Source organism: Duganella sp. FT27W, assembly GCF_009295655.1.
Classification (GTDB): domain Bacteria; phylum Pseudomonadota; class Gammaproteobacteria; order Burkholderiales; family Burkholderiaceae_D; genus Rugamonas; species Rugamonas zoogloeoides.
The window spans coordinates 225,195-239,562 of record NZ_WHIV01000004.1 but is presented as its reverse complement, the minus strand read 5'-3'; the positions used below and the strand labels follow the sequence as shown (position 1 = coordinate 239,562).

General features: G+C 60.5%; 17 protein-coding genes. 16 read left to right on the top strand and 1 reads right to left on the bottom strand.

Annotation, left to right across the window (positions count from 1 at the left end; translation table 11 throughout):
- The first annotated feature begins 61 nt into the window (after positions 1–61).
- The 3 genes from F8197_RS18195 to F8197_RS18185 are packed head-to-tail and all read left to right on the top strand — an operon-like array spanning position 62 to position 2,844.
- Entirely contained in the window at positions 62–673 is a 612-nt protein-coding gene (locus tag F8197_RS18195) for an SCP2 domain-containing protein (RefSeq protein ID WP_152883095.1), read from the top strand.
- Positions 670–2,235, top strand: a complete 1,566-nt coding sequence (gene ubiB, locus F8197_RS18190) for a ubiquinone biosynthesis regulatory protein kinase UbiB (RefSeq protein WP_152883094.1) — start codon at positions 670–672, stop codon at positions 2,233–2,235. The genes F8197_RS18195 and ubiB overlap by 4 nt, the downstream gene beginning before the upstream one ends.
- Before the next feature lie 15 nt (positions 2,236–2,250).
- On the top strand, positions 2,251–2,844 hold the full coding sequence (locus F8197_RS18185; RefSeq protein WP_152883093.1) for a methyltransferase: 594 nt from the start codon (positions 2,251–2,253) through the stop codon (positions 2,842–2,844).
- Here the strand turns inward: F8197_RS18185 and F8197_RS18180 are convergent.
- Entirely contained in the window at positions 2,792–3,034 is a 243-nt protein-coding gene (locus F8197_RS18180) for a hypothetical protein (RefSeq protein ID WP_152883092.1), read from the bottom strand. The two genes, F8197_RS18185 and F8197_RS18180, sit on opposite strands and share 53 nt — an antisense overlap.
- A 243-nt stretch (positions 3,035–3,277) precedes the next feature.
- Here F8197_RS18180 and F8197_RS18175 point away from each other — a divergent pair, with 243 nt between their 5' ends.
- The 13 genes from F8197_RS18175 to F8197_RS18115 all read left to right on the top strand — a co-directional run bounded on the left by F8197_RS18175 (position 3,278) and on the right by F8197_RS18115 (position 14,367).
- Complete coding sequence (locus tag F8197_RS18175; RefSeq protein ID WP_152883091.1) at positions 3,278–3,589, top strand: FmdB family zinc ribbon protein; 312 nt, start codon at positions 3,278–3,280, stop codon at positions 3,587–3,589.
- Positions 3,590–3,609: 20 nt separating this feature from the next.
- Positions 3,610–4,239, top strand: a complete 630-nt coding sequence (locus F8197_RS18170; protein WP_152883090.1) for a DUF502 domain-containing protein — start codon at positions 3,610–3,612, stop codon at positions 4,237–4,239.
- 59 nt (positions 4,240–4,298) lie between these two features.
- Positions 4,299–6,098, top strand: a complete 1,800-nt coding sequence (gene aspS, locus F8197_RS18165; RefSeq protein ID WP_193333514.1) for an aspartate--tRNA ligase — start codon at positions 4,299–4,301, stop codon at positions 6,096–6,098.
- A 150-nt stretch (positions 6,099–6,248) separates the two neighbouring features.
- Entirely contained in the window at positions 6,249–7,319 is a 1,071-nt protein-coding gene (locus tag F8197_RS18160; protein ID WP_152883088.1) for an AAA family ATPase, read from the top strand.
- On the top strand, positions 7,319–7,912 hold the full coding sequence (locus F8197_RS18155) for a hypothetical protein (protein ID WP_056146918.1): 594 nt from the start codon (positions 7,319–7,321) through the stop codon (positions 7,910–7,912). Before F8197_RS18160 ends, F8197_RS18155 begins: the two co-directional genes overlap by 1 nt.
- The gene (nudB, locus tag F8197_RS18150; protein WP_152883087.1) at positions 7,899–8,366 is read left to right on the top strand and encodes a dihydroneopterin triphosphate diphosphatase; all 468 of its coding nucleotides are present in this window, start codon (positions 7,899–7,901) and stop codon (positions 8,364–8,366) included. The genes F8197_RS18155 and nudB overlap by 14 nt, the downstream gene beginning before the upstream one ends.
- A 116-nt stretch (positions 8,367–8,482) precedes the next feature.
- Positions 8,483–8,788 (top strand): type II toxin-antitoxin system MqsR family toxin, encoded by a 306-nt coding sequence (locus F8197_RS18145; protein ID WP_152883086.1) that lies wholly within the window; start codon positions 8,483–8,485, stop codon positions 8,786–8,788.
- 2 nt (positions 8,789–8,790) lie between these two features.
- A complete protein-coding gene (locus F8197_RS18140) occupies positions 8,791–9,192 on the top strand; it encodes a type II toxin-antitoxin system MqsA family antitoxin (RefSeq protein WP_152883085.1) in 402 nt (133 codons plus the stop codon).
- An 84-nt stretch (positions 9,193–9,276) separates the two neighbouring features.
- Positions 9,277–10,095 carry an endonuclease/exonuclease/phosphatase family protein gene (locus F8197_RS18135; protein WP_026637556.1) on the top strand — a complete coding sequence of 273 codons (819 nt, stop codon included), beginning with the start codon at positions 9,277–9,279 and terminating at the stop codon, positions 10,093–10,095.
- 9 nt (positions 10,096–10,104) lie between these two features.
- Positions 10,105–11,271 carry a cardiolipin synthase ClsB gene (gene clsB, locus F8197_RS18130; protein WP_152883084.1) on the top strand — a complete coding sequence of 389 codons (1,167 nt, stop codon included), beginning with the start codon at positions 10,105–10,107 and terminating at the stop codon, positions 11,269–11,271.
- Complete coding sequence (locus F8197_RS18125; protein WP_056146928.1) at positions 11,268–11,639, top strand: RNA-binding S4 domain-containing protein; 372 nt, start codon at positions 11,268–11,270, stop codon at positions 11,637–11,639. The genes clsB and F8197_RS18125 overlap by 4 nt, the downstream gene beginning before the upstream one ends.
- Before the next feature lie 281 nt (positions 11,640–11,920).
- Positions 11,921–12,508, top strand: a complete 588-nt coding sequence (locus F8197_RS18120; RefSeq protein ID WP_019923369.1) for a TetR/AcrR family transcriptional regulator — start codon at positions 11,921–11,923, stop codon at positions 12,506–12,508.
- 68 nt (positions 12,509–12,576) lie between these two features.
- Complete coding sequence (locus F8197_RS18115) at positions 12,577–14,367, top strand: acyl-CoA dehydrogenase C-terminal domain-containing protein (protein ID WP_152883083.1); 1,791 nt, start codon at positions 12,577–12,579, stop codon at positions 14,365–14,367.
- Position 14,368: the final 1 nt, after the last annotated feature.

Sequence of the window (14,368 nt, the reverse complement as noted above, 5' to 3'; positions counted from 1 at the left end):
GATCAAAACCGCCCGTAGATGGGCGGTTTTGTTTTGTGGCCCTGTTTTGATAGCGTACCGAATGACGATCCCCAATCCCAGTGTTCTTTCTGCCGCCGTGCCCGCCAGCGCCGTGATCAATCACCTGCTAGCCCAGGAGCCGTGGGCGCGCCGCGAGTTGCAGCGCCATGCCGGCAAGGTGGCCGCCATCGACGCCGGCGTGGCAAGCGTGCGCCTGCGCGTGACCACCGACGGCCTGCTCGAAGCGGCCCCGGCCGAAGCGGTGGCCAGCGTGACCATCCGCGTGAAACCCACCGACCTGCCGCTGATCGTGCAGGACCGCGCGCGGGCATTTTCCTATGTGCGCATCGAGGGGGATGCCGAGTTTGCCAATGCGCTGTCGAGCCTGAGCCAGTCGCTGCGCTGGGAGGCCGAGGTGGACCTGGAAAAGCTGGTGGGGCCGCTGGCGGCCAACCGCCTGGCGGCAGGGGCGCGCGGCGCGCTCAAGGCGGTGAAAAACGGCCACCAGAAACTGGCCGAAAACGTCGCCGAATACCTGCTCGATGAAAAACAATTGCTGGTGCGCCCGCACGCGGTGGAAGAATTATCGGCCGACGTCACGCGCCTGCGCGACGACGTCGAGCGCGCTGCCAAGCGCCTGGCCAAACTGGAACAGAAACTGGGAACCCAATGATTTTGAAATTACTCCGCTTCCTGAAGATCATGCGGGTGGCGATCAAGTACGGCCTCGACGAAATAGCGATTTCCGGCTTCAAGGTGCCACGCACGGCGCGGTTCATCGACACCGTGATTTTCTGGCGTGACCTGTCTTCCCCGCGCGGCGTGCGCCTGCGCCTGGCGCTGGAAGACCTGGGACCGATCTTCATCAAGTTCGGCCAGGTGCTCTCCACCCGCAGCGACCTGATTCCCCCCGATATCGCCGTCGAACTGGCACGCCTGCAAGACCGGGTGCCGCCGTTCGATTCCGATATCGCCATTGCGCAAATCCACAAATCGCTCGGCGCCCACCCGGACCAGCTGTTCGCCTCGTTCGAGCGCACACCGGTGGCGTCGGCCTCGATTGCCCAGGTACACTTTGCGACGCTCAAGGATGGCAAGCAGGTGGCAGTCAAGGTGCTGCGCCCGGGCATGAAAAAGACCATCGACGAGGACGTGGCGCTGATGCAGATCGCCGCCGACCTGGCCAGCCGCTTGTGGGCCGACAGCAAGCGCCTGAAACCGAAAGAGGTGGTGGCCGAGTTCGACAAATACCTGCACGACGAGCTGGACCTGATGCGCGAGGCCGCCAACGCCAGCCAGCTGCGCCGCAACTTTGCCGATTCCAACCTGCTGCTGGTGCCGGAAATGCACTGGGATTACTGCTCGAGCAATGTGATCGTGATGGAACGCATGCATGGCATCCCGGTCTCGCAGATCGACCGCCTGGCCGCTGCCGGCGTGGACCTGAAAAAACTGTCGAGCGACGGCGTGGAGATTTTCTTCACCCAGGTGTTCCGCGACGGCTTCTTCCATGCGGATATGCACCCCGGTAACATCCTGGTGTCGATCGAGCCGGAAACGTTCGGCCGCTACATCGCGCTCGACTTCGGCATCGTCGGCACGCTGACCGATTACGACAAGGATTATCTGTCGCAAAACTTCCTGGCCTTCTTCCGCCGCGACTACAAGCGCGTTGCCGAGGCGCACATCGAATCGGGGTGGGCGCCCAAGGAAACCCGCGTCGACGAGCTCGAAGCGGCCGTGCGCGCCTGCTGCGAGCCGATTTTTGATCGCCCGCTGAAAGATATCTCGTTCGGCCAGATCCTGCTGCGCCTGTTCCAGACGTCGCGCCGCTTCAACGTGGAAGTGCAGCCGCAACTGGTGCTGCTGCAAAAGACGCTGCTCAATATCGAAGGGCTCGGCCGCCAGCTCGACCCCGACCTCGACCTGTGGAAAACCGCCAAGCCGTACCTGGAAAACTGGATGGCCGAGCAAGTCGGCTGGCAGGGCCTGTACCAGCGCCTCAAGGCCGAGGCGCCCCGCTACGCCCAGATCTTCCCGCAACTGCCGCGCCTGCTACACCGGGCGCTGGAGCAGCAGGGCGAACGTCCCAGCGACAATACCGAGCTGCTCAAGGTGTTGATCCACGAACAGCAGCGCACCAACCGCCTGCTCAGTGGCGCGGCCTGGACCGTCACCCTGGTGGTGCTGGCGCTGGTGTCCTACGAGTTCTGGCCCCATTTCATGCCGCAATAAGGTGATGCAACCAGCATGACGGACTTTGCCCAGCGCGATCCCCTGTCACCGGCGTTCTGGGATGAGCGCTTCGAGCGCCGCTTCACGCCCTGGGACCGGGGCGCCGCACCGCAAGCGCTGCGCGATTTTGTTGTTGCCAACGCTCCGGTGGCCACGGTGATTCCCGGCTGCGGCGCCGGCCACGAGCTGGTACTGCTGCGCGACGCCGGCTGGAACGCCACCGCCATCGATTTCTCGCCGGCCGCCGTCGCTGCCGCCAAGGTGGTGGCAGGCAGCCATGGACAACACGTGGTGCAGGCAGACTTTTTCACGTGGCAGCCACTACAGCCACTGCAACTGATTTACGAGCAGGCTTTTTTGTGTGCGATGCCGCCGGCCATGTGGCCGCAAGTGGCCGCGCGCTGGGCGCAGTTGTTACCGGCGGGGGCACTGCTGGCTGGGTACTTCTTTTTTGACGACCGCCCGAAAGGTCCGCCATTCGGCATTGGCCGCACTGCGCTGGATGCGCTGTTGCAGGCCGATTTCGCCTGCGAAGTGGACGAGGCTGTCAGTGATTCTATCGCTGTGTTTGCAGGCAGGGAGCGCTGGATGGTGTGGCGCCGGCGTTGAGCATCGGACGCTTGCCGGGCAGTTTACGGCGGCTGGCGCAGGCATGCACCGCGACCAGCGCCAGTGCGCACAGGACGATCGAACGGCGGTGCAACGGTTCGCTGGGGGACTCTGCAACGAACTTGCTCTGTGCAAAGGCAGGAGAGAGCAGGGCAGTGGCCAACAGGCCGGCAAAGACGTACTTTTTCATGTATTTCCCAATCAGGAGATGTAAGCGTCGACGACTGGACGACAAGGCGCGCAACGATTCAGGGATTGGGAAATCAGCGCATAAGGGTGGATTAGACCATGAATTCAAACCGCTGGCGAATAGCTTTTTTCAATGAAAGCGATTAACTATGCGCCGCCGACTGACCTTGGCCACAGGAAACAGGAGTAGGGCGCCCAAAAGGCTTTATAATTCAGGGTTTTGATGATTTTTGCGGAGTAATAGATGCCGATCTACGCTTACCGCTGCGAGGCATGTGGTTTTGCCAAGGATGTCTTGCAGAAGATGTCCGACCCGCAGCTGACTGTTTGCCCAGAATGTGGCAAGGACTCGTTCAAGAAACAACTGACCGCCGCCGGCTTCCAGCTGAAGGGCTCGGGTTGGTATGTCACCGATTTCCGTGGTGGCACGCCGCCAGCCACCGGCGTGTCCAGCCCGTCGGGCGCGATCGCCTCGTCGGCGCCGGCCAAGTCGGAAACGCCTGCTGCTGCACCGGCGCCGGCTGCTGCGCCATCCAGCACCACCAAAGGGGATTGACCCCATGAGCAGAGCAATCGATGCGTAAATATTTCATTACCGGCCTGCTGATCCTGGTCCCGCTGGCGATTACCGCCTGGGTGCTGAACCTGGTGATCAGCACCATGGACCAGTCGCTGCTGTTCGTGCCCGAGCGCTGGCAGCCGCACACGCTGATCGGCTTCGACATTCCCGGCCTGGGCACCTTGCTGACGGTCGTGATCGTGTTCCTGACCGGCCTGCTGACCAACAACCTGGTCGGCAACTACGTGTTGCGCGTGTGGGAAAAGCTGCTCAAGCGTATCCCGCTGGTGAACTCGCTGTACTCGAGCGTCAAGCAGGTGTCCGATACCTTGCTGTCGTCGTCCGGCAACGCGTTCCGCAAGGCGGTGATGATTCCGTATCCGCACCAGAATTCTTACACCATCGCTTTCCTCACCGGCACACCCGGCGGCGACGTGAAAAACCACCTGGTGGGCGACTACGTGAGCGTGTACGTGCCCACCACGCCGAACCCGACCTCGGGATTTTTCCTGATGATGGCGCGCAAGGATGTGGTCGAGCTCGACATGACCGTCGATGCTGCCCTGAAATACATCGTCTCGATGGGCGTGGTGGCGCCGGAAGATGTTCCGCAAGCCATCGCCCTGCCGGAACGCATCACCAAGTAAACAATACAGCCGAACTCTCTGAGTAATTTAACCTGAACCGAGAAATAATCATGTCCTCAATGCGTACTCACTACTGCGGCCTCACCACTGAAGCGCTGCTTGGCCAAACCGTCAGCCTGTGCGGCTGGGTACACCGTCGCCGCGACCACGGCGGCGTGATCTTCATCGACCTGCGCGACCGCGAAGGCCTGGTGCAGATCGTCTGCAATCCGGAGCAAGCCGAAGTGTTCAAGGCCGCCGAAGCCGTACGTAACGAGTTCTGCCTGCGCGTGACCGGCGTGGTCAAGGACCGCCTGGCCGGCACCGTCAACAACAACCTGAAATCGGGCAAGATCGAAGTCGTTTGCTCGCAACTGGAAGTGCTGAACCCGTCCGTGGCCGTGCCGTTCCAGCTCGACGACGACAACCTGTCGGAAACCACCCGCCTGACCCACCGCGTGCTGGACCTGCGTCGCCCGCAGATGCAAAACAACCTGCGCCTGCGTTACAAGGTAACGATGGAAGTGCGCAAGTACCTGGACGACCTGGGCTTCATCGACATCGAAACCCCGATGCTGACCAAGTCCACGCCTGAAGGCGCACGCGACTACCTGGTGCCATCGCGCGTGAACGCCGGCAGCTTCTTCGCGCTGCCGCAGTCGCCGCAGTTGTTCAAGCAACTGCTGATGGTCGCCAACTTCGACCGTTACTACCAGATCACCAAGTGCTTCCGTGACGAAGACCTGCGCGCCGACCGCCAGCCTGAATTCACCCAGATCGACTGCGAAACCTCGTTCCTGACCGAGCAGGAAATCCGTGACCTGTTCGAAGACATGATCCGCAAGGTGTTCACCAACACCATGGGCGTCGAATTGCCTAACCCGTTCCCGGTGATGAACTTCTCCGAAGCGATGGGCAAATACGGTTCGGACAAGCCGGACATGCGCGTCAAGCTGGAGTTCACCGAACTGACCGAAGTGGTCAAAAACGTGGAATTCAAGATCTTCAACAGCGCCGCCAACCTGCCTAACGGCCGCGTGGTCGGCATGCGCGTACCGCAAGGCGGTTCGATGCCGCGTTCGGAAATCGACGCGTACACCCAGTTCGTCGCCATCTACGGCGCCCGTGGCCTGGCGTACATCAAGGTCAACGAAAAAGCCAAGGGCCGCGAAGGTCTGCAGTCGCCGATCGTCAAGAGCATCGACGACGAAACCCTGGCCAAGATCCTGGAACTGACGGGCGCGCAAGACGGCGACCTGATCTTCTTCGGCGCCGACAAGGCCAAGGTCGTCAACGACGCCATCGGCGCGCTGCGCGTGAAAATCGGCCACTCGGAATTCGGCAAGAACGCCGGCCTGTTCGACGACGTCTGGTCGCCGCTGTGGGTGATCGACTTCCCGATGTTCGAATACGACGAAGAATCGGACCGCTGGACCGCGACCCACCACCCGTTCACCGCGCCAAAAGACGGCCACGAAGACTGGCTGGAAACCAACCCGGGCGCCTGCATCGCCAAGGCCTACGACATGGTCCTGAACGGCTGGGAACTGGGCGGCGGTTCGATCCGTATCCACCGCGAAGAAGTGCAGTCGAAAGTGTTCCGCGCGCTGAAAATCGATGCTGACGAAGCGCGTCTGAAATTCGGCTTCCTGCTCGACGCACTGCAATACGGCGCGCCACCGCACGGCGGCCTGGCTTTCGGCCTGGACCGTATCGTCACGCTGATGACCAAGTCCGATTCGATCCGCGACGTGATCGCCTTCCCGAAAACCCAGCGCGCCCAGGATCTGCTGACCCAGGCCCCGTCGGAAGTCGACGAGAAGCAACTCAAGGAACTGCACATCCGCCTGCGTGCGGCTGAGCCGAAGGTCGCTAGCTGATTTTAGCTGTGTTCGCTTTAGCGAATAGTTAAAAGAAAAAGGCGCTCTCGTAGCGCCTTTTTCTTATTTCGCGCCATTGAAACGGCGGCTGACAGCGGGTGCCGCTTGGTCTATCCTGTCGAAAGTCCTATCGATTTGGAGGAGCTGGCGATGCGGATCGAACATCTCATGCTTCGCAACTGGCGCAATTTTCGGACGGCCGATGTCGATCTGCCACCGCGCGCTTTTCTCATCGGTCCTAACGCCTCGGGCAAGACCAATTTGCTCGATGCCTTGCGTTTTCTGCGCGATGTCGCGCATGATGGTTTGCAGGCGGCTGTGGCCGCGCGCAGAGGAGTCCATATGTTGCGCAATTTTGCTGCCGCGCCGGATGCCGACATCGAGATTGCCATCGCAGTAACCGACGACAGCGAAACCTGGACATACCGGCTAGTACTCAACCACGACAGCGCTATGCGCGGCTGCGTGGTGCAGGAGATGCTGGCTGGCTTGGGCGAGACGATCAGCCAAGAGGGCGGCTTAGCGACTTCGGGACCAACCTATCAAACCCTGCTCGAAGGTCTGAACGTTCACGATCAGTTCGGGCCGTGTGCACAATTTTTTAAAACCATCTCGTCGCCACTGCTCGTGCACGACCATTTGCCCGGCTCCGGTTTCCTGCCCCGAATGTGGCAGACAGCGGAACGCACACGCATTGCGCGGTTAAAGAAAATCGAGCGGGTTTTGCAGATCGCACTACCGCAACTCAGCAAGCTGGACATTGTTGCCGACGAAGCGGGTAATCCGCATTTAAACGTCGCTTATAGCGATTGGCGCCGGCACACGGTACACGACGAGCGCGATTTGTCCGACGGCACCTTGCGCATAGTGGCTTTGCTATGGGGGATGTTTGATGGCGAAGGTCCTCTTCTGCTGGAGGAGCCCGAAAGTGCGTTGCACCACGACGTCGTTGCGCAGCTGGCGCAAATCTTGGGTCAGATGAACCGGCAGAAGCGGATTCAGCGGCAAATTTTGATCAGCACTCACTCTGAAGACTTGTTACGCGACGGTGGCATCGCAGCTGAGGAAGTCTTGCGACTGGTTCCCGTCAAAGGCGGCAGCATCGTGGCAAGTGCAGACGATTACGATCGGCAGCTGATGCGCGAGGGCATGTCGGTAGCCGAAGTCATGTTGCCCAAATCGGCACCGCCGCGTATGGCACAGCTGGCAGTGGAGCTGTAATGTATTTCAACCTGCTGGTCGAAGGCTATGTTGACGAAGCCGTCGCCCAGCGACTGCTGCAAGACTGCGGCCACGAGTCAGGCGTCACCTACGGTAAAAAAGGCTGGAACTACATCCAGCAGAGAATTGGGTCGTTTGACCGGGCCGCCGGCGTGCACGGGCTACTGACCCTGGTTGATTTCATGGATACTGGCAAAAGCTGTCCACCAGCGGTGGTGCACGACTGGTTGCCGCAACGGGCAGCCACGCACCTGTTTCGCGTCGCCGTGCGCGAGATCGAGTCATGGATACTTGCGGACAGAAAAGGTGTTGCCCGCTTCCTCGACGTGCCGTTGGTAAAAATTCCACGCGATGTCGAAGCGCTGGCCGATCCAAAGCAGGCGCTGGTCAACCTAGCCCGTAGTTCACGGTCGAGAGTGATCAGGGAAGCACTGGTGCCGCGAACGGGCTATACAGCGATGGAGGGCCCGTTGTATTCTTCCGAAGTCGCCCGCTTTGTGCGGCTAAACTGGAACCACGATGCCGCGCGGCTGCAATCGGACAGCTTACATCGTTGCATTCATCGATTACTTGAACTTCATGACAGAAAATAAACCAGCCGGCTACAAGATCCCCGAATCCGTACTGGTGGTCATTCACACCGCCGACCTGCAAGTACTGCTCATTGAACGCGCCGACCGTCCCGGTTTCTGGCAATCTGTCACCGGCTCGATCGACGTGCTTGGCGAGCCGTTCATCGAAGCAGCGGCGCGCGAGTTGTTCGAGGAGACCGGCATCGTGGCCGACGGCGAACGCATCGTGCTGCGCGACTGGCAACTGTCGAATATCTATACCATCTACCCCGAATGGCGCCACCGCTACGCACCCGGGGTGGTCGAAAACACCGAGCACATTTTCAGCGTGGAAGTCCCGCGCGACACGCCGATCACGCTGTCGCCACGCGAGCATATCGACCACGCCTGGCTGCCCTACCTGGAGGCGGCCGACAAGTGTTTTTCGTCTTCGAATGCGGAGGCGATCCTGCTGCTGCCACGACACTTGGAGTAGCTCTGTTCGATTGATCTATCGCAGTCCTCGGCTGTGCACCCAAGCTAATCTGCATTAACCTGGTTGATTAAATTAACCAACTGGGTTAATCTTCGATTCAGCTTGGGACAATCGCCATGACCAGCTGCAGCATTCCGACACACGACCTCTCGCGCATGATTGCGCTGATAAAACAGGGACATTTCCGCACGACTCACGTGGCGCGCGTTGGCGCCGTCGCTCTGGGGCTTGACCTCGACGGTCTGATTGACGTCGTGGTGGATCTGCCAGCCCGAGGCCGGTTTTACAAGACCATGGAATCGAACAAAAATCCGGGGCACTGGATGGATGTCTACCATACGAGGACGCTGGCGGGAGACCCTGTTTATCTTAAATTGATGATACAAAACGGCGTATTGATCGTCTCGTTCAAGGAGTTATAGCGATGAAATGCGAAACCTGCGGTGAATCCGCACTGGTGCACGATGTGCGCGACGTGCCTTATACGTACAAGGGCGAAACCACGATCCTGCCCCAGGTGGAAGGGGACTTTTGTTCCAACTGCGACGAATCTGTCCTGGGGCCGCAAGAGTCCCGTCGCACGATGGACCTGATGCTGGCCTTTAACAAGCAAGTCAACGCTGCGGCGGTCGATCCGCAATTCATCGTCAGCGTGCGCAAGAAACTCAATCTCGACCAGCGCCAGGCTGGCGAGATTTTCGGCGGTGGGGTCAATGCATTTTCGCGCTATGAGCTGGGCAAAACCAGGCCGCCACTGGCCACCGTCAAACTGCTGAAGCTTTTGAACAATCACCCGGAGTTATTACAGGAAGTGGCGGCAGCGTAACCAAGTCGCACCCTTGTTCGCCGGAAAATTCGTATGTGCGGCGGCGAACGTACAGCTTCGCGGACTCAGGGTTACAATGTTTCTATGAAAATCCGTGTTGCCACATATAACATCCATAAAGGGGTGTCCTCGATCCGGGCCGAGCCGCGTGTTTTGGCGCTCAAGCAGGCTATCGGCATGTTCGACGCCGACGTGGTGTTTCTGCAGGAGGTCCAGGGCAAGCATGACCTGAAGGCCGCCAAGTACGGCGCCGAGCACCTCGGTACCAAGCACTGGCCCGCCGCGTCGCAGCACGAGTATTTTGCCGGCGAATCGCGCCACCTGCACGCCGCTTACGGCATGAACGCGGTGTACGACCACGGCCATCACGGCAATGCGCTGCTCAGTGCCTTCCCGATCGCCAATATGGCCAATCACGATGTGTCCGACCACGCCTACGAGCAGCGCGGCATCCTGCATTGCGTACTCAATACCCCGCACGGCATCGTCCACTGCTACGTGGTGCACCTGGGCTTGTTCGAGGCCGGGCGCCGGCGCCAGACCCAGGCCCTGATTTCCGCCGTGCGCGCGTCGGCGCCCGATGGCGAACCGGTGATCATCGCCGGCGATTTCAACGACTGGCGCAATACCCTCAGCGCCGAACTGCGCAATGCGCTCGGCGTGGTGGAGGCGTTCGACCAGCTTGGCGGTCCGCCGTCGGCGCTCAGCGACATCATGCGCACGCTGCGCCGCAAATCGTCCGTCAATCCGGCCCGCACCTTCCCGTCGGCGCTGCCGTTTTTCCGCCTCGATCGGATTTACGTGCGCGGCTTCAAGGTCGATACGGCCGAGGTCTTGCACGGGTCGCTGTGGGCCAAGTTGTCGGATCACGCGCCGATTGTCGCGTCGCTATCACTTGGCTAGAATGGCGCCATGGGCACCTCTGTCAACTTCCTCGCCGATAACGAAGTCAGGCTCCTGCATACCGGCACGGATTATTTTCCCGCGCTCATTGCAGCGATCGACAACGCCCGTCACGAAATCTATTTCGAAACCTATATCTTTGCCCCCGACGACACCGGCCAGCGCGTGATGGCGGCGTTGATCGGCGCTGCCCAGCGCGGCATTCACGTGCGCATGATCACCGACTGGTGGGGCACGGGCCGGCGCCAGGTCAACAACATGCACGAGAAGCTGGTGGCGGGCGGCGTCGAACACCGCGTGTTCAACCCGTGGTTCAAGCGCGGCGTCACGCGCACCCATCGCAAGATCTGCGTGGTCGATCGCGAGATTGCGCTGGTCGGCGGCATCAACATCAACGACGACATGTTCTGCGACTACAACCACGCGATCCCGCTCGATTTTCCGCGCTGGGATTTCGCGGTGCAAGTGTGCGGGCCGCTGGTGGCATCGGTGCAAAAAGAGCAGGAAACCCAGTGGCGCCGGCTGGGCAAGATGAACCTCATCAAGCGCATCAGCCTGTATCGCGACATGCGCAAGGTGAACAAGGCTGCCGCCGAAAACATGGTGCAGGCCGGCTTCGTGGTGCGCGACAACCTGCGCAACCGCAGCACCATCCAGCGCGCGTACTTGCAGGCGCTGGGCCGCGCCCGTAAAAGTGTGCTGTTGGCCAATCCGTATTTCGCGCCGGGGCGCAAGTTTCGCCGCGCGCTGGCCGCTGCCGCCGAGCGCGGGGTCGATGTCACACTGCTGATCGGCGTGGGCGAGATCTGGCTGCAGGATGCGGTCGCCCACTCGTTTTATCCGAAACTGCTGGCGGCCGGCGTCAAGATCGTCGAGTACCGCAAGACGCAATTGCACGCCAAGGTGGCCGTGATCGACGACGACTGGGCCACCGTGGGCTCGAGCAATGTCGATGGCCTGTCGCTGTTCCTGAACCAGGAAGCCAACGTGGTGATCAAGGATGCCGCGTTCGCGCAGACCTTGCGCGCCCACATCGAGGACGCCGTCGCCGATGGCGTACCGATTGATTATGCCGACTTCGAACATGTCGGCCGTTTTCGGCGCATCGGTTACGAGATCGCGTTCGTGTTCTACCGGACCGTGATGCGCCTGTTCTCAGTAGGAAAATATGCATGAGTGATACCGTCAGACTCGACAAGTGGCTGTGGGCCGCGCGCTTCTTCAAAACCCGTACCCTGGCCACCGATGCCATCGATAGCGGTAAAGTCAAAGTCAACGGCGACAAGGTCAAACCGGCACGCAATGTGCACATCGGCGACCAGCTCGACATCGACAACGGCTCCGACCGCTGGGAAGTCGATGTGATGAATCTGTCCGACGTGCGCGCTGCCGCGCCGATCGCCCGCAACCTGTACGAAGAGACCGACGAGAGCGTGCAGCGGCGGGCGCTGGTGGCAGAAAACCGCCGCCTGTTCCGCGAGCCGACCGCCGACTTCAAAGGCCGCCCCACCAAGCGCGACCGCCGCCAGCTCGGCAAATTGTAGGCTCACCTTCGTCCTGATGCGCGGGTCCGGACCGCGCGCAAGGCGCCACCCTGCAACAGATCACCGTTACGGGTGAGTGCACACGTCGCACATCCCCATGCTGTGCTGCAGCAATAGAACTTCGACTCTAAACGTAGCGTTTGACTTTTGTCACGCGCTGGATAATAGTACGAGCGTTCGCAATTCTTTTCACACGGAGTAAATTTAAGTGGCGCAGAATACTTTGCTCCACGGCCAAATTCACCTCGGGATCCATTCTTATTAATACCTCAACTAAATTTATGCGCAAGGGCGAACTGACACGGGCGGCAATTCTCGACGTGGCGCTGGACCTGGCCAGCCGGGACGGGCTGGAAGGCCTGACCATCGGCCTGCTCGCGGACAAGATGAATATGAGCAAGTCCGGCGTGTTCGCCCATTTCGGCTCGCGCGAGGATTTGCAGTTGGAAGTGCTCAAGCTATATCACCATCGTTTCGAGCAAGAAGTGTTTTTCCCCAGCGTCAAAGAGCCGCGCGGCATCTTGCGCTTGCGCTCGATGTTTGCGCGCTGGGTCAAGCGCGTGAGCGTGGAAGTGGCGTCGGGCTGTATCTATATCAGCGGCGCGGTCGAGTACGACGACCGCCCGGGCCCGATCCGCGAAGAGTTGATGGCCATGGTCGGCGCCTGGCAGGCCGCGCTGTTGCGCTGCGTGCAGCAATGCATCGAAGTTGGCGACTTGAAAGCCGACAGCGATGCGCGCCAGATGGTCTACGAGATGTACGGCCTGATCCTGGCACTGCACCACGATGCGCGCTTCCTGCGCATCCCCGGCAGCCTGGAGCGGGCCGGTAATGGATTTGAACGTTTGATCGTGTCGTACAAGAATTAGCAAGGCAGTTGGTAACACCTACGCAAGCCACCATTTTTGCAGTCAATAAAAGTCATCAGGAGAACACCATGGGTCAATACGTCGCGCCAATCCGGGATATGCAATTCGTGCTGCACGAACTGCTCAACGTGCAGGAAGAACTGAAAGCGTTGCCGGACTACGCCGAAATCGATGCCGACATCATCAACCAGGTACTGGAAGAGGGCGGCAAGTTCACGTCGGAAGTGCTGTTCCCGCTGAACCATTCGGGCGACCGCGAAGGTTGCAAGCTCGACGTGGCGACCAACTCCGTGACCACGCCAAAAGGCTTTAAAGAAGCCTACAAGCAGTACGTCGAGGGCGGCTGGGCGGCGCTGGCGTGCGATCCGGAATACGGCGGCCAGGGCCTGCCGGTACTGTTGAACAACTCGTTCTACGAAATGCTGAACTCGGCCAACCAGGCCTGGACCATGTACCCGGGCCTGTCGCACGGCGCCTACGAGTGCCTGAAAGAACACGGCACCGACGAACAGAAATCGACCTACCTGCCGAAGCTGGTCTCGGGCGAATGGACCGGCACCATGTGCCTGACCGAACCGCACTGCGGCACCGACCTGGGCATGCTGCGCTCGAAAGCGCTGCCTCAGGAAGACGGCTCGTGGCTGATCACCGGCAACAAGATCTTCATCTCGGCCGGCGAGCACGACATGGCTGAAAACATCCTGCACCTGGTGCTGGCCCGCGTGCCGGACGCACCGGAAGGCTCGAAAGGCATTTCGCTGTTCCTGGTGCCGAAATTCCTGCCGAACGCCGACGGTTCGATCGGCGCGCGCAACCCGATCACCTGCGGCGCGATCGAAGAAAAAATGGGCATCCACGGCAACTCCACCTGCCAGATGAACCTGGACGGCGCCAAAGGCTGGATCATCGGCCAGCCGAACAAGGGCCTGAACGCCATGTTCGTGTTCATGAACGCGGCCCGCCTGGGCGTGGGCATGCAGTCGCTGGGCCTGACCGAAGTCGCGTATCAAAACGCGCTGGTCTATGCCAAGGACCGCATCCAGATGCGTTCGCTGTCGGGCGTGAAAGCACCGGACAAGCCAGCCGATCCGATCATCGTGCACCCGGATGTGCGCCGCATGCTGCTCACCGCCAAGGCCTACGCCGAAGGCGGCCGCGCGTTCACGTCGTACGTGGCGCTGCAGATCGACCGCGAACTGCACCACCCGGACGCAGACGTGCGCAAGGAAGCTGCCGACGAAGTCGCGCTGCTGACCCCTATCGTTAAAGCCTTTATCACCGACAATGGCTGGATCGCCACCTCGGAAGCGATGCAAGTGTTCGGCGGCCACGGCTACATCGCCGAATGGGGCATGGAACAGTACGTGCGCGACGCCCGCATCAACATGATTTACGAAGGCACCAACACCATCCAGTCGCTGGATCTGCTGGGCCGCAAGATTTTGGGCGACAACGGCGCCAAGCTGCGCAAGTTCGGCGAGAAGATCAAGAACTTCGTCGAAGAAAACGGCACCGACGAAGCGCTGAGCGAATTCATCACCCCGCTGGGCGACCTCGGCGACAAGGTCACCAAGCTGACCATGGAAATCGGCATGAAAGCCTTCCAGAACCCGGACGAAGTCGGTGCTGCCTGCGTACCGTACCTGCGTGTGGTCGGTCACCTGGTGTACAGTTACCTGTTCGCGCAAATGGCCAAGATCGCACTGGCCAAGGAAGACAGCGGCGACAACTTCTACAAGGCAAAACTGGCCACGACGCGCTTCTACTTCGCCCGTCTGCAACCGGAAACCGCCACCCTGATCCGCCAGGCTCGCTCGGGTTCCGCCAACCTGATGGCCCTCGACGCCGACCTGTTCTAAG